This window comes from Allonocardiopsis opalescens, from assembly GCF_003002095.1.
Taxonomy (GTDB): domain Bacteria; phylum Actinomycetota; class Actinomycetes; order Streptosporangiales; family Streptosporangiaceae; genus Allonocardiopsis; species Allonocardiopsis opalescens.
Window position 1 is genome coordinate 38,628 of record NZ_PVZC01000013.1, and the last position, 21,577, is coordinate 60,204.

The following is a 21,577-nucleotide window of genomic DNA, read 5'->3' on the forward strand; positions in this document are numbered from 1 at the left end:
GCCGGACGGCGCCCCGTCCGGCGTCCGCTTACCGGTCAGGGCCGCGGAAGTGGGACGATCTGGACATGACCTCACCCGTGCCGACCGCCCGGCAGCGAGCGGAGGGCCAGGTGGCCGGCTCGCTGGTCTCGCTCGTGTTCGCCGCGGTGTTCTTCCTCGCCAACTCCGGCCGCCTGGGCGCCGCGTCGGTCCCGGTGCAGGCGGCCGGCCTGCTCGCCGCGGCGGCGCTGGCCGCCGCGGTACTGCGCTTCCGCCGCGCCGCCCTCGACGCCCACCCGGCCGGGCCCGGCGGCCCGCCCGGGCGCAACCCGTTCACCGGCCGCGGCTACCTGGCGGTCGTCGGGATCGAGGCGGCGGCGCTGTTCGGCGGGCTGTTCGTACTCAACAGCGTGCTCGGCCTGACGGGCGTGAACATCGCCTGGATCGCGCTGGTCGTCGGCACCCACTTCTACGCGCTCGGCGCGCTGTGGCGGCTGCCCGTCTTCCACGTGCTCGCCACCGCGATGACCCTGCTCGGACTGGCCGGCTTCGCGGTGCACGCGCTGGGCGGCCCGCCGGCCGCCGTCGACCTGGTGTCGGGGATCGGCTCGGGGCTGTGCCTGCTCGGCACGGTCGCCGCCACGCTCGCCGCCTCCTGGCCGCGGCCGCGTGCGGCGCGGGCTCAGCCGCCGTCCAGGGCGTAGCGGCGGCGGAGCCGCCAGAAGCCGTCGGCGCCGTGCTCGTAGAGGCCGAAGCTGTCGGCGGTGAACTTCACCTCGTAGTCGGCCAGCCGCCGGCCGGCCGCGTCCAGGCGCTCGTCGTCCAGGCCGTGCGCGACGGTGACGTGCGGGTGGTACGGGAAGGCGAGCGGGCGCTCCAGCGGGCCGCTGCGCACGTAGCGCTGCAGGCGCTCGCATTCGGCGGCGCCCTGGCGGACCGCGACGAAGACCACCGCCGACACCGGCCGGAAGCTGGCCGTGCCGCGCAGCACGACCGTGAACGGCGGATGCGCGGCACCGGTCCGGTACAGGTGCGCCTCCAACTCGCCGAGGGCGAGCCGGCTGACCCGGGTGGGCGGCAGCAGGGTGATGTGGGCCGGCACCCTCAAGCCGAGCGGGTCGCCGAGCAGCGCCCGCCACAGCTGGAGTTCGCTGCCGTACGGCTCGGGGACGGGGATGGCCACCCCGATCGTGCGGCTGCCGCCGGCCGGCGTGGGCTCGGGAGGCGCCGGCCGGCCGGGATCAGCCCGGGCCGGCAACCGACCATCAGCCTTCGTCGGGGGGTGCCAGGAACCCGATGCGCTCCCGCACCTGCGCCAGGGTGGCCGACGCCTGCGCGCGGGCGCGGGCCGCGCCCGCGGCCAGCAGCCGGTCCAGCTCCGCGGGGTCGGCCAGCAGTTCCTTGGCGCGCTCCCTGATCGGCGCGAGGGTGTCGATGACGACCTCGGCCAGCTCCTTCTTGAAGGTGCCGTACCCGGCGCCGTCGAAGCGCTTCTCCAGCTCGGGCACCGGCTCGCCCGACAGCGCGGAGTGGATGTTCAGCAGGTTGGTGACGCCCGGCTTGTTCTCCTTGTCGGCGCGGATCTCGGATCCGGTGTCGGTGACGGCGCGCATGATCTTCTTGCGCAGCGGGCCCGGCTCGTCCAGCAGCTCCACGATGCCCTGCGGGTGGGAGCCGGACTTGCTCATCTTCGCGGCGGGGTCCTGCAGGTCGTAGATGCGGGCGGCCTGCGGCGGGATGAAGCCCTCCGGCAGCCGGAAGGTGCGGCCGAAGCGCTGGTTGAAGCGCTCGGCGAGGTCGCGGGTGAGTTCGAGGTGCTGGCGCTGGTCGTCGCCGACGGGGACCTGGTGGGCCTGGTAGATCAGGATGTCGGCGGCCATCAGCACCGGGTAGGTGAACAGCCCCACGCTGGCGCGCTCGGCGCCGCCCTTGGCGGACTTGTCCTTGAACTGGGTCATCCGGCTCGCCTCGCCGAAGCCGGTGATGCAGCCCAGCACCCAGGTCAGCTCGCTGTGCTCGGGCACCTGGCTCTGCACGAACAGGGTGGAGCGCTCGGGGTCGACGCCGGCCGCGATGAACTGCGCGGCGGTGGCCCGGGTGCGGTGGCGCAGCTGCGCGGGATCGAAGTCGACCGTGATGGAGTGGCGGTCGGCCACGAAGTAGAAGGTCTCGTGGGTCTCCTGCATCGCCACCCACTGGCGCAGCGCTCCGATGTAGTTGCCGAGGTGCAGGGAGTCGGCGGAGGGCTGCATACCGGACAGTACGCGGGGGCGTTCAGCGTTCACGGGCGCATTCTCTCAGGATCGCGGCGGTGCGGAATCCGCTTTTTCGGCTTCGGCGCGGCGGGGCGCCCGGCCGCGGTGCGCCGGGACCCGCTGACTGCCATGGTAGGCGCAGTGCCCCGGGGCGCCGGCGCCCGCCGGGTCCCCGGGGCCCGGTGCCGGCGCCCGATCGGATCTGATCCAATAAGACCGGAACCGATCGCGGCGCGGCCGCGCGGCCGCGACAGGAAGGCGGGTACGGGGTGAAGGTTCTGGTCACCGGCGGGGCCGGATACATCGGCAGCGTGGTGGCGGCGCGGCTGGCCGCGGCCGGCCACGAGGTGGTGGTGCTGGACGACCTGTCCACCGGCCACGCCGACGCCGTGCCCAAGGCCGCCGCCTTCGTGCGCGGCACACTGCGCGACGACGCCGCCCGGCTGCTGGCCGGCGGCGTGGAGGCGGTGCTGCACTTCGCGGCCCGCTCCGTGGTGCCCGAGTCCGTCGCGCACCCCGAGCGCTACTGGGACAACAACGTCGGCGGCACACTCGCCCTGCTGGAGGCGATGCGCGCCAACGGGGTCGGCCGGATCGTGTTCTCCTCCACCGCCGCCGTCTACGGCGAGCCCGAGCGCACCCCCATCACCGAGGACGACCCGGTGCGCCCCACCAACCCCTACGGCGCCTCCAAGGCGGCCGTGGACAGCTGCCTAGCCGAGTACGCCCGCATGCACGGCTTCGCAGCCACCAGCCTGCGCTACTTCAACGTGGCCGGCGCCTACGGCCGCTACGGCGAGCGGCACACCACCGAGACCCACCTGATCCCGATCGTGCTGGGCGTCGCGCTGGGCGAGCGCGACTCCGTCAAGGTCTTCGGCGACGACTACCCCACCCCCGACGGCAGCTGCGTGCGCGACTACATCCACGTCGACGACCTGGCCCGCGCGCACCTGCTCGCCCTGGAGGCGGCCGAGCCGGGCCGCCACCGCGTCTACAACCTCGGCAACGGCAGCGGCTTCTCGGTGCTGGAGGTGATCGAGGTGTGCCGGAAGGTGACCGGCCACGCCATCCCGGCCGAGCGGGCCGAGCGCCGCCCCGGCGACCCGGCCGTCCTGGTCGCCTCCAGCGAGCGCATCCGCTCCGAGCTGGGCTGGCGCCCCGAGCACCCCGACCTGGCGACGATCGTCGGCGACGCCTGGACCTTCCACGTCCACGGCTCCGGCCGGCGGTGGGAGGCGTGAGCGCGATGAGCCCCGACCCCGTCCCGGCCCCCGCGCCCGGCCAGGACCCCGCCGCCGCCTTCCGCGACGCCTTCGGGGCCGAGCCCGAGGGCGTCTGGCACGGCCCCGGCCGCGTCAACGTGATCGGCGAGCACACCGACTACAACGACGGCCTGGTGCTGCCGATCGCGCTGCCGCAGGGCATCACCGCCGCCGTGTCGCGCACCGGCGACCGCAGCGTCCAGGTCGTCTCGCACGGCCGCACCGAGTCGGCCGCCGCCCGCTTCGGCCTCGCCGACCTGGCCCCCGGCTCGGTCACCGGCTGGGCCGCCTATGTCGCCGGGGTTTTCTGGGCGCTGCGCGAGGCCGGGCACGAGGTCGGCGGCGCCCGCATCTCGCTCACCTCCGACCTGCCGATCGGCTCCGGCCTGTCGTCCTCGGCCGCGCTGGAGACCGCCGTGGCGGTGGCCGTCACCGAGCTGTACGGGCTCGACGGGCTGCGCGCCGACCTGCCCGAGCTGGCCCGGCTGGCGCAGCGCGCCGAGAACGGCTACGTCGGCGCGCCCACCGGCATCCTGGACCAGAGCGCCGCGCTGCGCTGCGTCGAGGGCCGCGCCCTGTACCTGGACTGCCGCAGCCTGGCCGCCCGCAACGTGCCCTTCGACCTCGCCTCGGCCGGCCTGCGGCTGCTGGTGATCGACACCCGGGTGCACCACAGCCACGCCGAGGCCGACGGCGGCTACCGCGTCCGCAGGGCCGAGTGCGAGCGGGCCGCCAAGATCCTGGGTGTGCCCGCGCTGCGCGATGTCGAGGACCTGGCGGGCGCGCTGCGCCGGCTGCCCGACCCGGTGCTGCGCGACCGCGTCCAGCACGTCGTCACCGAGATCCACCGGGTGAACGCCACCGTCGGGCTGCTGCGGGCCGGCGCCTACGCCGAGATCGGCACCCTGCTGTCCATGTCGCATCTGTCGCTGCGCGACCAGTTCCGAATCTCCTGCCCCGAGCTGGACCTGGCGGTGGAGACGGCGGTGGCCGCCGGCGCCCGGGGCGCCCGGATGACCGGCGGCGGCTTCGGCGGCAGCGCCATCGCGCTGGTCGCCGCCGACCGGCTGGACAAGGTGCGCGAGGCCGTCACGGCCGCCTTCCGGCGCCAGGGCTGGACCGAACCCGGCCTGATCACCGCGCTGCCCTCGCCCGGCGCGCGCCGGGTGGACGCTTAGCCGGGCGCACGCCGCGTCTGCGGGTAGGGTGAGGCCCACCTCGGCACGGTCGCGGACTCCGCGCGCCCCGCGCCGGGTCCTTGACGGCCCCCTAGGGGACGAACCAGGGCGCGCGCACCCCACCGGCACGCAACCGCCGGCGCTCCCGGGGAGTCCCACTACCACAGAGGCTCCACCGGAGCGACCGAGCGATCGAAGCTGCGAGTTGAGACGATGACTGAATGGCCCCGAGAGCGGCGCGGCGGCGACGGCGAATCCCGCCACGAACGCACCCAGGTCTTCCGCCGCCCCTCCGGGGGCGGGGTGCCGCAGGCCGCGGGAGACGACGCCTTCGAAGACCTCTACCGCCCGCGCGGCGGCCGCCGTTCGAGCCAGGACGATTACCGCTCGGCCCAGTCGGGGTATCCCGGCCATGACGACGAGCCGCCCGGCCCGCCCCGGCGCCCCTCCACCGCCCGGAGCCCGCGGCCGCGCAGGAAGCGGGGCCACCCGGTGCGCAACACCTTCATCATCCTGTTGATCCTGCTGGTCGGCGCCCCGCTCGCCCTCTACGTCTGGGGCAACTCCCAGCTCCAGCGCGTCGACGCGCTCGCCGACTACGAGGGCCGCCCCGACAACCAGCCCGGCACCACCTGGCTCATCGTCGGCTCCGACAGCCGCGAGGGCCTGGACCGCGCGGAGCGCGCCGAACTGGGCACCGGCTCCGCCGAGGGCCGCCGCACCGACACGATGATGCTGTTCCACATCCCCGCGGGCGAGGACCCGCCGGTGCTGATCAGCCTGCCCCGCGACTCCCTGGTCACCATCGACGGCTACGGCGAGAACCGGCTGAACGCCGCCTACGCCTTCGAGGACGGCGGCCCGCAGCTGCTGGCGCGCACCGTCGAGCAGTCCACCGGCATCCGCATCGACCACTACGCCGACATCGGCTTCGCCGGCTTCGTCGGCATCGTGGACGCCATCGGCGGCGTCGAGCTGTGCCCCGAGGAGCCCATCGAGGACCCCAAGGCCGCGCTCGACATCGACGCGGGCTGCCAGACCCTCACCGGCGCCGAGGCGCTGGGCTACGTGCGCACCCGCGCCACCGTCCGCGCCGACCTGGACCGGGTGGAGCGCCAGCGCGAGTTCTTCGGCGCGCTGATGAGCCGGGCCAGCTCCCCGGCGGTGCTGTTCAACCCGATCCGCGCCATCCCGCTGATGAGCGCCGGCACCAGCACCTTCGAGGTGGACGACGGCGACGGCCTGTGGGACCTGATGTGGCTCGCGATGGCAATGCGCGACCAGGGCGAGCTGGTCACCACCACGGTGCCGATCGCCTCCACCCCGAACTACGGCTCACTGGGCAGCGTCGTCATCTGGGACGAGACCAGGTCCTCGGAGCTGTTCAACGCGATCATCGAGGACCGCCCGGTCCCCGAGGAGGCGCTGGAGAACTTCAACTAGCCCGCCCGCGCGGCGGGCGGCCCGTCCGGCCGTCCGCCGCGTGAAAGCCGGGTCCGGGCGGCCTGGTCCGGCCGTTCGGCGCACGGGAGGCACCGGCGGCGCTACGCTCACGGCGACACCGCGCCGCGCAGGAGGACCGCCCGTGCAGCCCCTCACCGCCGACGACCCCGAGCACATCGGCGGGCACCGCCTGCTGGCCCGGCTGGGGCAGGGCGGCATGGGGCTGGTCTACCTGGCCCGCACGCCCACCCGCGCGGTCGCCGTCAAGGTCATCCTCGGCGAGGTCCTGCGCGACCCCTCCTTCCGCGACCGCTTCGCCCGCGAGATCGCGCTGGCCGAGCGGGTGCGCGGCCCCTACACCGCCGCCGTCATCGATGCCGACCCGCACGCCGGGCGGCCCTGGCTGGCCACCGAGTACGTGCCGGGTCCGTCGCTGCACGACGCGGTGGCCGAGGCCGGGCCGCTGCCCGAGCCGGCGCTGCGGGTGCTGGCGGCCGGGCTGGCCGAGGCACTGCGCTCGGTCCACCGCGCCGGGATCATCCACCGCGACCTCAAGCCGCCGAACGTGCTGCTGGCCGCCGACGCGCCCCGGGTGATCGACTTCGGCATCGCCAAGGCCGCCCACGAGTCCACCGCCACTCCGCTGACCCCCACCGGCGGCCTGATCGGCACCCCCGGCTACATGTCGCCCGAGCAGATCCTCGGCCACGAGCTGACCGAGCGCTCCGACGTGTTCGCGCTGGGCGGCGTGCTGTACTACGCGGCCACCGGGCGGCCGCCCTTCGGCACCGGCGACTTCCGCGCCGTCTTCCACCGCATCCTGGAGCAGCAGCCGTCCTACGACGGCCTGCCCGGCGCACTGCGCGAGCCGGTCGCCGCCTGCCTGGCCAAGGAGCCCGAGGGTCGGCCGGGCACCGGCGAGTTGCTCGACCTGATCGGTGACGTCGACCTGGCCGGAACGGCCGACTGGCTGCCCGCGCCGGTGCGCGAGCTGGCCGAGGCGGCCCGCCGCGAGCTGCGCGAGCGCAGCGCGGGAGCACCCCGGCCGCCGGTGCGGGCGGACCCGGAGCCGACGGCGGCGCCGCCGGACCCGGCCGCGCCGGATCCCGCGCAGTCCGCGTCCGCCACCGTGCCGTCCACGGCGGACGATGCGGACGCCCGCACCCTCGCGGAGCCCACCGCCCCGGGCACCCGGGCGGCGCCGACCCTGGCCGAGTCCACCCGGACGGCGCCGGCGACCCGCGCGGAGACGGCCGCCCCCGGCCGGACGGCCGGGCCCGAGGGCGGTGCGCCCGGTCGACCGACCGGGCCCGAGGCCGGTGTATCCGGACGGCCCGTCCGGCCGGGAGCCGCGCCGCCGGACACCGGCCCCGGCCCGGCCGACCGCCCAGGCGGCGCGGACGGCCGGGTGCCGCCGCCGCTGCCGCCGCGCCGCGCGCCGTGGCGCACCGTTGCGGCGGGCGCCGCCGTGCTGGCGCTGGCCGCGGCGGTGCTCGTGGTGTGGTCGCCCTTCGGCGCCGGCGCCCCGGACGGCGCCCCCGATCCGGTCGAGGCCGCGCACTTCGACGCGCACGAGGGCCACCTGACCACCTACACGATCGCTTCCTCACCCGATGGGGACCTGCTCGCCACCGGCGGTACGGACGGAGTGGTGCGGGTGTGGCGGACCGGCTCATGGGAGGAGGAGGCGGAGCTGACCGCGCACGGCGACTGGGTGCACACCGCCCGCTTCTCCCCAAACGGCGAGCTGCTGGCCACCGGCGGCCGGGACGGCCGGGTCCGGCTGTGGGACACCGGGGACTGGACGCAGACCGGCGAGCTGCGCCACGACAGCGCCGTGTACGCGCTCGCCTTCTCCCCGGACGGCGACCGGATCGCCACCGGCCTCGCCGAGAACGACGACGGAGCGGGTGCGGGCGCCGCCGTGTGGGGTCTGGAGTCCGGCGAGCGCGCCGCCCGGCTCGACGGCCACACCGACACCGTCCGGTCGGTCGCCTTCTCCCCCGACGGCCGCACGGTCGCCACCGGTTCGAGCGACGACACCGTCCGGCTGTGGGACGCCGGCAGCGGCGAGCAGCTGGCCGTGATCGACGACCATCCGGCCACCGTCGAGACCGTCGCCTTCTCCCCTGACGGCTCGCTGCTGGTCTCCACCGACAACGACGGCGCCGTGCTGGTCCACGACGCCGCCACCCGGGAGCGCGTCGCCCTGCTGTCGGGCCACACCGCGATGGTGGAGGCGTCGGCCTTCTCGCCGGACGGCACCCTGCTCGCCACCGGCAGCGACGACGAGACCGTCCGGCTGTGGTCCACCGACACCTGGGAGCAGCTGCACGTCCTGGACGCCGAGCAGCGCGGCTTCCTCGGCCTGCGCTCCGGCAGCCGCGTCACGGCGCTGTCCTTCTCCCCCGACGGCACCGGCCTGGCCGCGGGCGTGGAAGAGGGTGGGGTCCAGATCTGGCGGCTGACCGGGGACGAGGAGTCCTGAGCCTGGCGGCGGTCCGCTCCGGCCCCCCGCGCACGACGACGGCGGCGGCGCACCCGTCAGGGCGCGCCGCCGCCGGACCGTCCTCGCGGACTCAGAGGTTCTGCACGTCGGCCTGCTTGGCGCGGACCGCCTCGGCGGCCTCGCGCAGGCCCGCCAGCTCGGTGTCGGTGAGCGGGGTCTCCACGACCTCCTTGATCCCGCCCGCGCCGAGGCTGGCCTGCACGCCCAGGTACACGCCGGAGATGCCGAACTGGCCGTCGACCCAGGCGCAGACCGGGAAGACCGCGCCGGAGTCCTCGTGCACGGCCTTGGCCATCCGGGCCACCGCCGCCGACGGGGCGTAGTACGCCGAGCCGGTCTTCAGCAGCGCCACGACCTCGGCGCCGCCGTTGCGGGTGCGGGTGACCAGCTCGTCGACCTTCTCCGCGGGCAGCACCTCGGCGATCGGGCGGCCGCCGATCGTCGACTGCGAGGGGACCGGCACCATGGTGTCGCCGTGCGAGCCGAGGGTGAGCGCGCTGACCTGCGCCACCTCCACCCCGGCCGCCTGGGCGAGGTTGTCGGTGAAGCGGGCGGAGTCCAGCACACCGGCCTGGCCGATCACCCGCTCCCGGGGGAAGCCCGAGGCGAGCTGGGCCAGCGCCGTCATCTCGTCCAGCGGGTTGGACACCACCAGGATGACCGCCGAGGGGGCGTGCTTGGCGACGTTCTCCGCCACGCCGCGCACGATCTTGGCGTTCACCTCCAGCAGGTCCATCCGGCTCATCCCCGGCTTGCGGGGCAGGCCGGCGGTGATGATGACGATCTCGGATCCGGCGATCGCCTCGTAGCCCTCACCCGCCGGGGTGGTGGTGACGCCGGTGACCTTGGTCTCGAAGCCCTCGATGGGCCGGGACTGGTTCATGTCCAGCGCCAGGCCCTCGGGCTTGCCCTCGATGATGTCGGTCAGCACGACCTCTTCGAAGATGTCGTACTCGGCCAGCCGCTGCGCGGTCGTCGAACCGTAGAATCCGGCTCCTACAACGGTCACCTTGCCCTGACGAGCCATGGTCGGCGGGTCCCCTCACGTGTGAACTGGAAATGCGCGGTTTGGTTGCCGCTACGTTACGCCCCTGTCAAGCGGGGCTCAGGCCCGGGCCTTGCGCAGGTTCTCGTCCAGGGCGGCCAGGAACTCCTCGGTGGTGAGCCAGCTCTGCTCGCCCTCCACCAGCAGTGCGAGGTCCTTGGTCATCTTGCCGCTCTCGACGGTCTTGACGACGACGTCCTCCAGCTGGCGGGCGAAGCCGATGACCTCGGGGCTGCTGTCGAGCTTGCCGCGGTGCTCCAGGCCCCGGGTCCACGCGAAGATGGACGCGATCGGGTTGGTGGAGGTGGGCTTGCCCTGCTGGTGCTGCCGGTAGTGGCGGGTGACGGTGCCATGCGCCGCCTCGGCCTCCACGGTGCGGCCGTCGGGGGTGCGCAGCACCGAGGTCATCAGGCCCAGCGAGCCGAAGCCCTGCGCCACGGTGTCGGACTGCACGTCGCCGTCGTAGTTCTTGCAGGCCCAGACGTAGCCGCCCTCCCACTTCATCGCGGCGGCGACCATGTCGTCGATCAGGCGGTGCTCGTAGCTGAGGCCCTTGGCCTCGAAGTCGGCCTTGTACTCCGCCTCGTAGATCTCGGCGAACACGTCCTTGAACATGCCGTCGTAGGCCTTGAGGATCGTGTTCTTGGTGGACATGTACACCGGGTAGCCGCGGTCCAGGCCGTAGCTGAGGCTGGCGCGGGCGAAGTCCTCGATGGACTTGCGGTAGTTGTACATGCCCAGCGCGACGCCGCCGCCCTCGGGGAAGCGCGCCACCTCGATCTCGATCGGCTCGCCGCCCTCGTCGGGAGTGTAGCTGATGGTGACCGTGCCGGGGCCGGGCACCTTGAAGTCGCTGGCGCGGTACTGGTCGCCGTGGGCGTGGCGGCCGATGATGATCGGCTTGGTCCAGCCGGGCACCAGCCGGGGGATGTTGGAGACGATGATCGGCTCGCGGAAGACCACGCCGCCCAGGATGTTGCGGATGGTGCCGTTGGGCGAGCGCCACATCTTCTTGAGGCCGAACTCCTCGACCCGCGCCTCGTCGGGGGTGATGGTGGCGCACTTGACGCCGACGCCGTGCTCCTTGATCGCGTTGGCCGCGTCGACCGTCACCTGGTCGTCGGTGGCGTCGCGGTGCTCGATGCCGAGGTCGAAGTACCTCAGGTCGACGTCGAGGTACGGCAGGATCAGCTTGTCCTTGATGAAGGCCCAGATGATGCGCGTCATCTCGTCGCCGTCGAGCTCGACGACGGGCCCGGCTACCTTGATCTTTGGCATGGGTGCGTGGCTGTCCCTTCTCGCGGCGCCGTGGAAAGGACGTGCGGCGGCGCCGGTCGTGACTGTCTCGATGTCGAGATTACCGAAGCCGAGCGGCCGCCGGTCCGGGGCCCGCCCCGCGGAAGGGGGCCGCGTCCGGCGCGCGCACCGCGCCGACCTGCGCGGCTACTCGTTCAGGAACTCCCACAGCGGCACGGAGGCGCCGTACATCTGCGGGGCGACGAGCGCGAAGACGACCAGGCCGACCGCGAGCGCGACCAGGGTGGCGACGTCGACCCAGCGCTTGCGCACGGCCAGCATGCCGACCATCCGCTCCGGCAGCAGCGCGCGCAGGCCGGCGCCGAGGAAGAGGGCGGCGGCGACCAGCGCGGGGCCGCGGCGGAAGTGCGCCATGGCGACGATGATCAGGCCGGTGCCGACGCCGAGCAGCACCAGCAGGTAGGGGATCTGGGTGATCCAGTCCGGCACCCTGGGTCCGGCGGGACCGCCGTCGCCGGGGTCCTGGCCCCGCGCGCCCGCGCCCGTGTCGGGCGCACCGGTGTCGGACCGGCGCGCCGTGTGCATCACACCTACCGTGTTCTGGCTCACAGTGCCGCTCTCGTTCGCTCGGATGAGGGCTCGCCGGCCCGGCTCCGCCCGCGCCCGCCGGCGGGTCGGCGGCGCCCGGCTCATGCGGCCGGGCCTCCGCTGGACGAGTCTAAGGGAACAGCGCCCGGACGCACCGCAGGTCTCGGCGGACGCCGTGGCCGGGTCACGGCGGCGGAAGCGGCCGCCTCATGATCACGAAACCGCGTTATCACGAATTCGATCAGCCGGCAGTGCCTTGATCGATTTCCGCAGGCCATGATCGACAGGTCTTACCCCCGAGTAAGGGCGTAGAACCCTTGCGGTACGGGTAACCCGGTTGTCGGAGACAAATGCTTCAGTGGCGAGGGCGAGGGGCCGATGCAAGCGACGCCGACCGGTGGCCAGGACTCGACCCGCACAGCTGCCACCTCCGGCGCGCGCCGCACCGAGCGCCCCCCGCGGCCCCGTCCGGGCTGGGGCGGCTCCCTCGACGGGCCCTTCGTCCGGATCGAGGAGACCGGCGAGATGGTGCCGGTGACCGCCGAGGTCACCACGGTGGGCCGCGGCCGCGGCGTCGACATCCGGCTCACCGACCCCAGCGTCTCGCTCTTACACGCCGAGCTGGTCCGGCGCGGCCCGTACCTGTACGTGGTCGACCTCGGCCTGTCCAAGAACGGCACCCGGGTGAACGGCCGCCCGGTGGCGCGCCGGGTGCTGGAGGACGACGACGTCGTCAGCTTCGGCGCGGCCCGCTGCCGCATGGGCGGGCTGCCGCGCGAGGAGCTGAGCCCCGAGACGGAGATGCGCCGGGCCACCGCGCCCGAGCTGACCCGCCGCGAGCTGGACGTGCTCACCTCGCTGTGCCGCCCGGCGCTGTCGGACGAGGCCTTCGTCTCGCCCGCCACCGCCCGCGACATCGCCGAGGACCTGGTCGTCACCGAGGCCGCCGTCAAGCAGCACCTGCTGCGGCTGTACCAGAAGTTCCGGGTGCCCGAGGGCACCAACCGGCGCACCCGGCTGGCCAATGAGATCGTCGCCCTCGGCCTGGTCCGCCCGGTGCCGCCGATGCAGCACCGGGACCGCCAGGCCAGCTGAGCCGCGCCCGGCGGCGGCTCAGCCGCTGACCAGCCCAGCGCGGCGCTCGGCGGCCTCCACCACGTTGGCCAGCAGCATCGCGCGGGTCATCGGGCCGACGCCGCCGGGCATCGGGGCGAGGAAGCCGGCCACCTCGGCCACGCCGGGCGAGACGTCGCCGACCAGCCCCGCCTCGGTGCGGGTGATGCCGACATCGAGCACGGCCGCGCCCGGCTTGACCAGGTCGGGGGTGATCAGCCCGGGCACGCCCGCCGCGGCGACGACCACGTCGGCCCGCCGCACGTGGGCGGCGAGGTCGCGGGTGCCGGTGTGGCACAGCGTCACGGTGGCGTTCTCGCTGCGGCGCGACAGCAGCAGCCCCAGCGGGCGGCCGACCGTGATGCCGCGGCCGATCACCACCACGTCGGCGCCGTTGAGCATCACGCCGTAGCGGCCGAGCAGCTCCACGATGCCGCGCGGGGTGCACGGCAGCGGGCCGGGCCGCATCAGCACCAGCCGGCCGAGATTGGCGGGGTGCAGGCCGTCGGCGTCCTTCTCCGGGTCCATCCGCTCCAGCACCCGCGACTCGTCCAGGTGGCCGGGCAGCGGCAGCTGCACGATGTAGCCGGTGCACCGGGGGTCGGCGTTCAGCTCGTCGATGACGCTGTCGAGCCGCGCCTGGTTGATGTCGGCCGGGAGGTCGCGCCGGATGCTGGCGATCCCGACCTCCGCGCAGTCGCGATGCTTGCCGCGCACGTAGGCGTGGCTGCCGGGGTCGTCGCCGACCAGGACCGTGCCCAGGCCCGGCATCGCCCCGCGATCGCGGAGGGCGGCCAATCGCACCTTGAGATCTCCGCGAATGGACGCCGCGGTCGTCTTACCGTCCAGTATCTGAGCAGTCACGCGCCCATTGTGGCACCGGTGCCGCACCGCCCGCAGCGCCGGGGGCGGAGGCGGACCCGGCCTCAGCGGTAAGAAATGGCGGGTATTACGCTTGCAGACATGAGAATCACCGAAAAGGGTCAGGTCACCATTCCGGTCGAAGTCCGCAGGCGCCTGGGATTGCAACCGGGCGACGAGGTGGAATTCATCATCGAGGGGAATCGCGCCCGGATCGTGCGCGCCGCCTCCACTCCGCCCCGGGGCCGCCGGATCGTGAAGCGGCTGCGCGGCACCGGCGATGTCGACCTCAGCACCGACGAGATCATGGCGCTGACCCGGAATGGCTGACGGCGGCTCGACCGGCGCGACCCTGGTCGACTCCAGCGTCCTGCTCGATCTGATCACCGACGACCCCGAGTGGGGCGACTGGTCCGCGCAGGCGCTCGGCGACGCCGCCGACCAGGGCCCCCTGGTGATCAATCCGGTGATCTTCGCCGAGGTGTCGATGCGCTACACCCGCATCGAGGACCTGGACCAGGTGCTGCCGGAGGACGACTTCATCCGCTCCCCGATCCCCTGGGCCGCCTCCTTCCTGGCCGGCAAGTGCCTCGAACGGCACCGCCGCGAGGGCGGCGGCCAGGCGGCGGCGTCGGAGTTCCTGGTCGGCGCGCACGCGGCCGTCAGCGGCCTGCGCCTGCTCAGCCGCGAGGTCCGCCGCTACCGCGAGTACTTCCCGACGGTCCGCCTCATCGCCCCGCCCGCGTCCTGACCTGCCGGTCGGGGCGGGGCGGGGCGGACAGGGCCTAGCGCGCGACGCCCCGCCAGGCGTCGAGCAGCCGGGCGGCGGAGCCGCCCACGGGGCCGACGGCGTCGTGCAGCACCTCGGGGTCCACCGGGCGGGCGCCCGCGACGGCGGCCACGGCCTCGCCGGCGTCGGCGATGGTGGCCGAGCAGACGTCCAGCAGGTACCCGGGCACCTCCAGCGCCGGGTCTGTGCAGCCCACCACGGGCGCGCCGACCGCCGCGACCAGCGGGAAGACCGTGCCCGGGATGCCGATGGCCACCTCGGCGGCCGCCGCTGCCCGCACGGAGGGCACCGGGCTGATCTCGTAGTCGTCCCACAGGGACGGGTCCTCGCGCGGGTGCATGCCCACCACGATCCGGCGCCCCTCGGCGGCCAGCCGCGCGGCCGCGGCCAGCAGCAGCTCGGTGCCCGGCGCCGCCCCGCCCGTCGGGTCGGGCCGCGTCACGCTGGTCAGCACCAGCACGGTGCCCGGCTCGGGCCGCCACGGCGGCAGGCCGTCGGTCTGCGGCGAGCCGACCGCGAGCACCGGCCTGGCGGTGCCCAGGTAGCTGCGGAAGGCGCGCCCCTCGGCGGGCGAGGAGGAGGTGACCAGCCGCAGCCTGGGCCGCAGTCGCCGCGCCAGCGGCGCGGGCTCGGGCCGCAGGTAGGCCAGTGAGCTCGCGGCCAGCGGCAGCCGCCGCAGCGCGGCCGCGCACTCGGCGGGCCACTCCTCGGCGCCGGTCACCACCAGCAGGTCGGCGCCGCTCAGGTCGTCATCGAGGGTGCGCACCGGCACCGGGTCGCCCGGCTCGATCTCCGACAGGTCGGGGACCAGCTGGCGCAGCCGCCAGCCGCGCCGCTCCGCCTCCGCCAGCAGCGGCCGGACGTGGTAGGTGCCCCACGGCTCGTTGGTCGCGACCAGGATCTCGGGACGGGCCGGCGGGCGGCCGGCGGACGCGGCGGCCGGGGCGGCGGCCAGGGCGGCCAGCCCGGCGGCCAGCGCCCCGCCGAGTCCGGCCCGCAGCGCCGCGCGGCGCGAGGGACCCGGCGCGACCGGGCCGGTTTCGGAATCGGTGCTGGTAGGAGTCATGCCGGCGACGCTAGCGCCCAAGATCGACCAGCGGTGGAACGCCCGGCGACGATTCCCCCCAAGCCACCCCGGACCGGGACGTACCCGGCGGCGCGGCCGGACCGCACCGGGCCGGGCCGGGCCCGCTCGCCGGGGCCGCCCCCGCCGCCTGCGCGCGGACCGGAATTGCACCGCCATTCCGGCGGGTGGAGATCGTGAATTGCGCGGCCGTTCCGCCGTTCCGGCGATCAATGCGCCGCACCGGAATTGGCGATCTTCGCCACCGGGGCGGCGCGGCAGAGTTCACCAGGAGTTCACCGCGCGAATTCGGCCACCGATTCCGGCCGGACGGCACCCGGCCGCCCGTCCTCCGCCGGACCGCCTCAGCGCGGGGCGGCCGCCGCCAGCTCGTCCACGCTGCCCGCCATGACGGTGCGCAGGTGCCGGGTCAGGTGCTCGACCGGCCAGTCCCACCAGGCGACGGCGAGCAGCCGGGCGATGTCGTCCTCGCCGTAGCGGCTGCGGACGAGCCGGGCCGGATTGCCGCCGACGATGCCGTAGTCGGGCACATCGCCGACGACGACCGAGCCGGAGGCCACCACCGCGCCGTGGCCGATCCGCACCCCCGGCATCACCATGGCCCGGTAGCCCAGCCACACGTCATGCCCGACCACGGTGTCACCCCGCCCGGGCAGGCCGGTGATGAGGTCGGCATGCTCGGCCCAGGAACCGCCCATGATCGGGAACGGGAAGGTCGAGGGCCCGTCCATCCGGTGGTTGGCGCCGTTCATGATGAACCGCACCCCCTCGCCCAGCGCGCAGAACTTCCCGATGACCAGCTTCTCCGGCCCGTAGTGGTACAGCACGTTGCGGGTCTCGAAGGCGGTGGGGTCGTCGGGGTCGTCGTAGTAGGAGTACTCGCCGACCTCGATCAGCGGCGAGGTGACCAGCGGCTTCAGCAGCACCACCCGCGGCTGCTCCGGCATCGGGTGCAGCACGGTGGGGTCGGCGGGGACGAGGGGCACGGCGGGACGGCTCCAGACGGCTCGCCGGCGGCGAGCGTACGGAGTCCGGCCGGACGCCGCGCGCTCGCCGCCGGTGGAAACACTGCTAGTGGAAGAAGTGGCGGGTGCCGGTCAGGTAGAGGCTGACGCCCGCCTTCTCGGCGGCCGCCACCACCTCCTCGTCGCGCACCGAGCCCCCCGGCTGCACCACCGCGCGCACGCCGGCCGCGGTCAGCACCTCCAGGCCGTCGGCGAAGGGGAAGAACGCGTCGCTGGCCGCGACCGAGCCGCGGGCGCGCTCGCCCGCGCGGCTCACCGCGAGCCGCGCGGAGTCGACCCGGTTCACCTGGCCCATGCCCACGCCCACGGTGGCGCGGTCGGCGGCCAGCAGGATGGCGTTGGACTTCACCGAGCGCACCGCCCGCCAGGCGAACTCCAGGTCGGCCAGCACGGCGTCGCCGGCCGCCGGACCGGCCGCCAGCCGCCAGGCCGAGGGGCGGTCGCCGGGCGCGTCGACCAGGTCGGCCGCCTGGACCAGCACGCCGCCGCTGACCTCCTTGACCTCCGCCCGCCCGACGCCGACCAGCGGCGCGGCGCGCAGCAGCCGGATGTTCTTCTTCTGGGTCAGGATCTCCAGCGCCGCCTCGTCGAAGCCCGGCGCCACCACCACCTCGGTGAACACCTCGGCGATCTGCGCGGCCAGCTCGGCCGTGACGGCGCGGTTGGCCGCGATCACCCCGCCGTAGGCCGACACCGGGTCGCAGGCGTGCGCCTTGCGGTGCGCCTCGGCGACGTCGGCGCCGCTGGCGATCCCGCACGGATTGGCGTGCTTGACCACGGCGACGGACGGCGCCCCGAAGTCGTAGGCGGCGCGGCGCGCGGCGTCGGCGTCGACGTAGTTGTTGAAGGACATCTCCTTGCCGTGCAGCTGCTCGGCGCCGGCCAGCCCGCCGCCCTCGGCGTCGTCGGTGTCGGCCACGTACAGCGCCGCCCGCTGGTGCGGGTTCTCGCCGTAGCGCAGCACGGCGGCGCGGTGGGCCACCGACACGCGGGTGCGCGGCCAGCCGCTGGTGGCCGCGGTGGCGTCGGGCGCGTAGACCCCGGCGAACCAGGAGGCGACATCGGCGTCATAGGCGGCGGTGTGCGCGAAGGCACGCGCGGCCAGACCCTTGCGCTGGTCGAGGTCGAAGCCGCCGCCGCGCACCGCGTCGACCACCTCGTGGTAGGCGGAGGGCTCCACCACCACGGCCACACTGGCGTGGTTCTTGGCGGCCGCCCGGATCATCGCCGGGCCGCCGATGTCGATCTTCTCGACGCACTCCTCGATGGAGGCGCCCGAGGCGACCGTGGCGCGAAACGGGTACAGGTTCACCACGACCAGGTCGAACGGGGTGATGTCCAGTTCGGCCAGCTGTGCGAGGTGGCTGTCCTTGCGCCGGTCGGCCAGCAGCCCGGCGTGCACCCGCGGGTGGAGGGTCTTCACCCGCCCGTCGAAGCACTCGGGGAAGCCGGTGACCTCCTCCACCTGCACCACCGGCACCCCGGCGGCCGCGATACGGGCCGCTGTGGAGCCGGTGGAGACCAGCTCCACGCCCGCCTCGCTCAGCCCCTTCGCCAGCTCTTCCAGACCGGTCTTGTCGTAGACGCTGATCAGCGCCCGCGAGACCGCCTGCTGGGTCATGTCGTCCCCCTCGCCCCGGCCTCGCCGGGCGTCGTTCCGGCCGCGTCGCCACGGCGCGGCCGCCAGTCCACCCGGCGGCCCTCGATGCTCCACGACTCCGTCGCCAGCCGCCGCACCACCCGCACCAGCAGCTCGCGCTCGCGCTCCTTGATCCGCTCGTGCAGCCGCTCGGCGTCGTCGCCGTCCAGGACCGGCACCGCGACCTGGTCGATGACCGGCCCGGTGTCGACGCCTTCGTCCACGAAGTGGACGGTGGCGCCGGTGATCCGCACCCCGTAGGCGAGGGCGTCGCGCACGGCGTGGGCGCCGGGGAAGGCGGGCAGCAGCGCCGGATGGGTGTTGACCACGGTGTACCTGGCCAGCACCTCCGGGCCAAGGATACGCATGAAGCCCGCCGATACGACGAAGTCGGGGCGGTAGCCGTCCAGCACCCCGGCGAGCGCGCGGTCCCAGGCGGCGCGGTCGGCGAAGTCCTTGGGCCGGACCACGAATCCGGGCACCCCGGCCGCCTCGGCCCGCGCCAGGCCGCCCGTGCCGTCACGGTCCGCTCCGACGGCGGCTATCGTCACCTTGTAGGAGGGATCGGCCGCCGCGTCGAGCAGCGCCTGCAGATTGGTGCCCGATCCGGAGACGAGCGCCACGACCCGAGCCGACAGCATGACCCCCAGTGACGCGACGTGAGCGGTGCGCGAGCGGCGCGGGCGCGACCTCGGCCCGGGCCGCCGGCGTTTGTCGTCCGCCACGATATCCCGCCGGGTAACGTCGGCAGAAACCGGCCGCACCGCCCGGAACCGCAGACCAGACGTGAGGAGCCACCACGTGAGCCAGACGCCCACCGAGCCCCGGACCACGGGTCAGCCGCCCGCCGTCGACCGGGGAGGTCTGTGGGCGCTGCTGCTCTCGCTCGCCGGCCTGCTGCTGCCGCCCTACGGCGTGGTGCTTTCGGTGCTCGGCATCTACCAGGGCCGCAAGGCGCGGCTGCGCGCCAAGGACGAGGGCACCAGCGCGCCGTGGTCGGTGGCCAGCATGGTGCTGGGCGCCGTCGGCGTGCTGTGGGCCGCCATGGTCCTCGGTACCTCGCTGCTGATCTGGGACGAGAACGCCGCCTGGCAGCAGTGCCTCAGCCAGGCCAACACCGTCAGCGCCACCGAGGACTGCAACGTCGCCTTCCGCACCTCCATCGAGGAGCGCTTCGGCCTGGCGCCCGGCAGCTTCCCGTACCCGGCCCCGCGCGGCTGACCCCGCCCTACCCGGCGCCGCGGGCCCGCCCGGGGCGCTCCGGCTCCTCGTCGCCCTGCCAGGCGGGGCGGCCGCCGGTGTCGTCCAGGTAGCTGGCCGGGCTGTCCTCGTCGAAGACCACCCCTGAGCGGCCGGTGTCGCGTGCGGCGCCGGCCGGCTCGCCGTCGGGCTCGTCCATCTCGTAGCTGACCCCGTACAGCTGGGCGCCGTCGTCGTCGAACTCCTCGGCGGCGTCCCACACCTCCACCGGCGCGGCCTTGCGGCGGCGCCGGAAGACCAGCCAGTTGGCGATCCAGGCGGCGATGGCGGCCGCCACCCCCACCTCCAGCGCGGCGACCAGCCCCACCTGCCAGGGCGAGGGGCCGACCTCCGAGAGCCGCGCGGCGCCCAGCGGGCCGCCCGCGAAGGCGGCCAGCACCGCGCAGGCCGCCCCCGACAGCAGTCCGCAGGCGAAGCCCCACATCGGCGCCGCCTCGGTGACGACGGTCGGCGAGATCCTGATCACCTTGATCCCGCCGAAGACCCCCGCCACGAAGGGCGCCGCCAGGCTGAGCAGCGACAGCACCGGCGCCGGCCCGGAGTTGGGCAGCGCCGCCAGCATCGGGAACTGCGGCAGCGCGCCGAGGATGACCCCGGTCGGCGCCACCACGGTGGACTGGCCGATCGCGAAGCCGGGGCCGATCGCGTAGGACATGCCGAAGATGACGGCGTTGGGCAGGTAGGCCAGCTGGACCAGCAGCAGCAGGACGCCGCCGACGACACCGGGGTCCAGGCTGGCGGTCAGCGACTGCGCCTCGCCGAAGTTCGCGATCAGCGCCGCGAGGTAGAGCACCGCCCCGGCGCCCAGCAGCAGCAGCGTGGACCACACGGTGCCGATCACCAGCGAGCGGGGCCGCTCCGGCATCAGCATCACCAGCCGCCGCCACGGGATGCGCTTGTCGATCGCGATCTGGTGGGTGACGCCCACGCCGCCCGCCACGAACGCGATCAGGAAGCCCGCGAGGAGGCCGGTGAACATGCTCGGCTGCACCGAGCCGGTCCGGGAGATCAGCGCGAGGGTGCCCGCGATGGCGCCGTAGGGGCCCGCGATGGCCAGCGCCGCCAGGCCGGCGCTGCGCAGCCGCGGCAGCTCGCAGCTGCCCGCCAGCCAGCGCCCCGACCGGTAGAGCAGCAGCCCGGGCAGCACCACCAGGCCGAGCGGGAGCATCCCGACCCCGCCGCCCGGGATGGCGAAGCCGACATGGTGCGCCACCAGCCAGCCCTGGGCGGCGGTGCGGAAGACGTCGGGCAGCCCGTCGCCGATGTTGGCGCCCGGCGCCGCGATCCAGCCGACCAGCGTCAGGGTCGTCAGCGTGGCCAGCCCCACGGCGGCCGCGCTGGCCGCCGCCATGCCGCCCGCCGTGAACAGCGGCCGGGGCGGGTCCTCGTCCGCACCGGCGCGCTTGCCTGGCTGCGGCGCGTCGGCCGGATCGGCGAGTACGGTCACAGCCCCCATGCTGGCAGCCGCACCGGGCGGATTTCCCGCTTTGGCCCGGCGTGTCGACCGGACCGCGCCGCGCCCGGGCACCGGGACGGGCCGCGGCGCCGCGCCGCGGACCCTCAGTCCGCGCCGTGCGTGCCCCACATCCGGCAGTTGTGGAACGAGGTGAACAGCCAGCCGCCGCCGTCGCGGACCGCCACCCGGGTCTGGACGGACAGGTCCTCGGGCCGGCACTCGGTGTCGCCGCCGCGCAGCACGCACACCCCCTCGGTGACCATCACCGCCACACCGGGCGCGGGCCACCGCAGGGTGGTCCGCCGCGGCGCGGACATCCGGGTGCCCGCCATGAAGCCGGCGAAGCCCTCGGTCATGCTCGCCGCCACGGCGGCGCGCCCCTCGATGTGCTCGCCGTTCACGGCCACGAAGTCGGCGTCCTCGGTGAAGGTCGCGGCGAAGGCGGGGCCGTCGCCGGCCGTCCAGGCCCGCTCCTGCCGCCGCACCAGCTCGTGCAGCGCCGCCTCGTCCTCGGCGCGCGCTGTACCGCCCGCCGCGTCCGTGCCGACCGCCGTCGTGTCGCCCATACCGCTCCCTCCGCCGTCGCGCACCTCCCACCGGTACCACGGGTCCGGCCGGCGCCGCGCCGGGGGTCGGTTTCGCCGTCGGGCACGGCGAAGGGGCGCCCGGCCGGTTGCCACCGGCCGGGCGCCCCCGGTACCGCCGTGCGCCGGGTCGGCGCGGTCAGCCGTTCTGGTAGATCTCGCGGGCGAGTTCGGCGGTTTCGGTGGGGGTCTTGCCCACGCGGACGCCGGCCTTCTCCAGGGCCTGCTTCTTGGCGGCGGCCGTGC

At 74.7% G+C, this 21,577-nt stretch carries 21 protein-coding genes and 1 pseudogene; 9 read left to right on the forward strand and 13 right to left on the reverse strand.

All coding sequences use genetic code 11. The features are described 5' to 3' along the window. The first annotated feature begins 65 nt into the window (after positions 1 to 65). The gene (locus CLV72_RS30355; protein WP_106253562.1) at positions 66 to 683 is read left to right on the forward strand and encodes a hypothetical protein; all 618 of its coding nucleotides are present in this window, start codon (positions 66 to 68) and stop codon (positions 681 to 683) included. Here the strand turns inward: CLV72_RS30355 and CLV72_RS30360 are convergent. Continuing rightward, a complete protein-coding gene (locus CLV72_RS30360) occupies positions 662 to 1,162 on the reverse strand; it encodes a 2'-5' RNA ligase family protein (RefSeq protein ID WP_106253609.1) in 501 nt (166 codons plus the stop codon). The genes CLV72_RS30355 and CLV72_RS30360 overlap by 22 nt on opposite strands. Positions 1,163 to 1,244: 82 nt before the next feature. Next, positions 1,245 to 2,264: a tryptophan--tRNA ligase gene (gene trpS, locus CLV72_RS30365; protein WP_281262451.1), complete on the reverse strand. Its 1,020-nt coding sequence runs from the start codon at positions 2,262 to 2,264 to the stop codon at positions 1,245 to 1,247. Positions 2,265 to 2,503: 239 nt separating this feature from the next. On the opposite strand from trpS, the gene galE reads away from it, so the two are divergent. The 4 genes from galE to CLV72_RS30385 all read left to right on the forward strand — a co-directional run bounded on the left by galE (position 2,504) and on the right by CLV72_RS30385 (position 8,608). Continuing rightward, on the forward strand, positions 2,504 to 3,478 hold the full coding sequence (gene galE, locus CLV72_RS30370; protein WP_106253567.1) for a UDP-glucose 4-epimerase GalE: 975 nt from the start codon (positions 2,504 to 2,506) through the stop codon (positions 3,476 to 3,478). 5 nt (positions 3,479 to 3,483) lie between these two features. Beyond that, the gene (gene galK, locus CLV72_RS30375) at positions 3,484 to 4,677 is read left to right on the forward strand and encodes a galactokinase (protein ID WP_106253611.1); all 1,194 of its coding nucleotides are present in this window, start codon (positions 3,484 to 3,486) and stop codon (positions 4,675 to 4,677) included. Between the two features lie 213 nt (positions 4,678 to 4,890). After that, positions 4,891 to 6,120, forward strand: a complete 1,230-nt coding sequence (locus tag CLV72_RS30380; RefSeq protein ID WP_106253570.1) for an LCP family protein — start codon at positions 4,891 to 4,893, stop codon at positions 6,118 to 6,120. 142 nt (positions 6,121 to 6,262) lie between these two features. After that, complete coding sequence (locus tag CLV72_RS30385) at positions 6,263 to 8,608, forward strand: serine/threonine-protein kinase (protein ID WP_106253572.1); 2,346 nt, start codon at positions 6,263 to 6,265, stop codon at positions 8,606 to 8,608. Positions 8,609 to 8,699: 91 nt separating this feature from the next. Here the strand turns inward: CLV72_RS30385 and mdh are convergent, their stop codons facing one another. The 3 genes from mdh to CLV72_RS30400 all read right to left on the reverse strand — a co-directional run bounded on the left by mdh (position 8,700) and on the right by CLV72_RS30400 (position 11,516). After that, positions 8,700 to 9,638, reverse strand: coding sequence for a malate dehydrogenase (gene mdh, locus CLV72_RS30390; protein WP_211303179.1), 939 nt, complete (start codon positions 9,636 to 9,638; stop codon positions 8,700 to 8,702). A 96-nt stretch (positions 9,639 to 9,734) separates the two neighbouring features. After that, a complete protein-coding gene (locus CLV72_RS30395) occupies positions 9,735 to 10,952 on the reverse strand; it encodes an NADP-dependent isocitrate dehydrogenase (RefSeq protein WP_106253578.1) in 1,218 nt (405 codons plus the stop codon). Positions 10,953 to 11,117: 165 nt separating this feature from the next. Beyond that, entirely contained in the window at positions 11,118 to 11,516 is a 399-nt protein-coding gene (locus CLV72_RS30400; RefSeq protein WP_106253580.1) for a DUF3017 domain-containing protein, read from the reverse strand. Between the two features lie 528 nt (positions 11,517 to 12,044). On the opposite strand from CLV72_RS30400, the gene CLV72_RS30405 reads away from it, so the two are divergent. Further along, complete coding sequence (locus tag CLV72_RS30405) at positions 12,045 to 12,614, forward strand: FHA domain-containing protein (protein ID WP_245930534.1); 570 nt, start codon at positions 12,045 to 12,047, stop codon at positions 12,612 to 12,614. An 18-nt stretch (positions 12,615 to 12,632) separates the two neighbouring features. On the opposite strand, the gene CLV72_RS30410 is transcribed toward CLV72_RS30405, so the two are convergent. Next, complete coding sequence (locus CLV72_RS30410; RefSeq protein ID WP_106253584.1) at positions 12,633 to 13,496, reverse strand: bifunctional methylenetetrahydrofolate dehydrogenase/methenyltetrahydrofolate cyclohydrolase; 864 nt, start codon at positions 13,494 to 13,496, stop codon at positions 12,633 to 12,635. Between the two features lie 99 nt (positions 13,497 to 13,595). On the opposite strand from CLV72_RS30410, the gene CLV72_RS30415 reads away from it, so the two are divergent. Then, a complete protein-coding gene (locus tag CLV72_RS30415) occupies positions 13,596 to 13,823 on the forward strand; it encodes an AbrB/MazE/SpoVT family DNA-binding domain-containing protein (RefSeq protein WP_106253613.1) in 228 nt (75 codons plus the stop codon). Beyond that, a complete protein-coding gene (locus CLV72_RS30420; protein ID WP_106253586.1) occupies positions 13,816 to 14,244 on the forward strand; it encodes a type II toxin-antitoxin system VapC family toxin in 429 nt (142 codons plus the stop codon). The genes CLV72_RS30415 and CLV72_RS30420 overlap by 8 nt, the downstream gene beginning before the upstream one ends. Before the next feature lie 34 nt (positions 14,245 to 14,278). Here the strand turns inward: CLV72_RS30420 and CLV72_RS30425 are convergent, their stop codons facing one another. The 4 genes from CLV72_RS30425 to purN all read right to left on the reverse strand — a co-directional run bounded on the left by CLV72_RS30425 (position 14,279) and on the right by purN (position 18,672). After that, entirely contained in the window at positions 14,279 to 15,349 is a 1,071-nt protein-coding gene (locus tag CLV72_RS30425) for a hypothetical protein (RefSeq protein WP_106253588.1), read from the reverse strand. 362 nt (positions 15,350 to 15,711) lie between these two features. Further along, complete coding sequence (locus CLV72_RS30430; RefSeq protein WP_211303181.1) at positions 15,712 to 16,314, reverse strand: CatB-related O-acetyltransferase; 603 nt, start codon at positions 16,312 to 16,314, stop codon at positions 15,712 to 15,714. A 124-nt stretch (positions 16,315 to 16,438) separates the two neighbouring features. Then, the gene (gene purH / locus CLV72_RS30435) at positions 16,439 to 18,013 is read right to left on the reverse strand and encodes a bifunctional phosphoribosylaminoimidazolecarboxamide formyltransferase/IMP cyclohydrolase (protein ID WP_106253593.1); all 1,575 of its coding nucleotides are present in this window, start codon (positions 18,011 to 18,013) and stop codon (positions 16,439 to 16,441) included. Next, positions 18,010 to 18,672 carry a phosphoribosylglycinamide formyltransferase gene (gene purN, locus CLV72_RS30440; RefSeq protein WP_106253596.1) on the reverse strand — a complete coding sequence of 221 codons (663 nt, stop codon included), beginning with the start codon at positions 18,670 to 18,672 and terminating at the stop codon, positions 18,010 to 18,012. The genes purH and purN overlap by 4 nt, the downstream gene beginning before the upstream one ends. 160 nt (positions 18,673 to 18,832) lie before the next feature. On the opposite strand from purN, the gene CLV72_RS30445 reads away from it, so the two are divergent. Beyond that, positions 18,833 to 19,252, forward strand: coding sequence for a hypothetical protein (locus tag CLV72_RS30445; RefSeq protein ID WP_106253598.1), 420 nt, complete (start codon positions 18,833 to 18,835; stop codon positions 19,250 to 19,252). Between the two features lie 7 nt (positions 19,253 to 19,259). On the opposite strand, the gene CLV72_RS30450 is transcribed toward CLV72_RS30445, so the two are convergent. The 3 genes and pseudogenes from CLV72_RS30450 to CLV72_RS33495 all read right to left on the reverse strand — a co-directional run. Continuing rightward, positions 19,260 to 20,747, reverse strand: a complete 1,488-nt coding sequence (locus tag CLV72_RS30450; protein WP_245930532.1) for a cell division protein PerM — start codon at positions 20,745 to 20,747, stop codon at positions 19,260 to 19,262. 104 nt (positions 20,748 to 20,851) lie between these two features. Further along, a complete protein-coding gene (locus CLV72_RS30455; protein ID WP_106253600.1) occupies positions 20,852 to 21,313 on the reverse strand; it encodes an SgcJ/EcaC family oxidoreductase in 462 nt (153 codons plus the stop codon). A 157-nt stretch (positions 21,314 to 21,470) separates the two neighbouring features. Next, positions 21,471 to 21,577 (reverse strand): annotated as a pseudogene (locus CLV72_RS33495) (succinate--CoA ligase subunit alpha); the annotation flags it as partial.

Coding starts and splice junctions, on each gene's coding strand:
- CLV72_RS30355 (WP_106253562.1), top strand. CDS start 66: ATGACCTCACCCGTGCCGACCGCCCGGCAGCGAGCGGAGGGCCAGGTG.
- galK (WP_106253611.1), top strand. CDS start 3,484: ATGAGCCCCGACCCCGTCCCGGCCCCCGCGCCCGGCCAGGACCCCGCC.
- CLV72_RS30380 (WP_106253570.1), top strand. CDS start 4,891: ATGACTGAATGGCCCCGAGAGCGGCGCGGCGGCGACGGCGAATCCCGC.
- CLV72_RS30395 (WP_106253578.1), bottom strand. CDS start 10,952: ATGCCAAAGATCAAGGTAGCCGGGCCCGTCGTCGAGCTCGACGGCGAC.
- CLV72_RS30400 (WP_106253580.1), bottom strand. CDS start 11,516: ATGCACACGGCGCGCCGGTCCGACACCGGTGCGCCCGACACGGGCGCG.
- CLV72_RS30405 (WP_245930534.1), top strand. CDS start 12,045: ATGGTGCCGGTGACCGCCGAGGTCACCACGGTGGGCCGCGGCCGCGGC.
- CLV72_RS30415 (WP_106253613.1), top strand. CDS start 13,596: ATGAGAATCACCGAAAAGGGTCAGGTCACCATTCCGGTCGAAGTCCGC.
- CLV72_RS30420 (WP_106253586.1), top strand. CDS start 13,816: ATGGCTGACGGCGGCTCGACCGGCGCGACCCTGGTCGACTCCAGCGTC.
- CLV72_RS30425 (WP_106253588.1), bottom strand. CDS start 15,349: ATGACTCCTACCAGCACCGATTCCGAAACCGGCCCGGTCGCGCCGGGT.
- CLV72_RS30430 (WP_211303181.1), bottom strand. CDS start 16,314: ATGCCGGAGCAGCCGCGGGTGGTGCTGCTGAAGCCGCTGGTCACCTCG.
- purH (WP_106253593.1), bottom strand. CDS start 18,013: ATGACCCAGCAGGCGGTCTCGCGGGCGCTGATCAGCGTCTACGACAAG.
- purN (WP_106253596.1), bottom strand. CDS start 18,672: ATGCTGTCGGCTCGGGTCGTGGCGCTCGTCTCCGGATCGGGCACCAAT.
- CLV72_RS30450 (WP_245930532.1), bottom strand. CDS start 20,747: ATGGGGGCTGTGACCGTACTCGCCGATCCGGCCGACGCGCCGCAGCCA.
- CLV72_RS30455 (WP_106253600.1), bottom strand. CDS start 21,313: ATGGGCGACACGACGGCGGTCGGCACGGACGCGGCGGGCGGTACAGCG.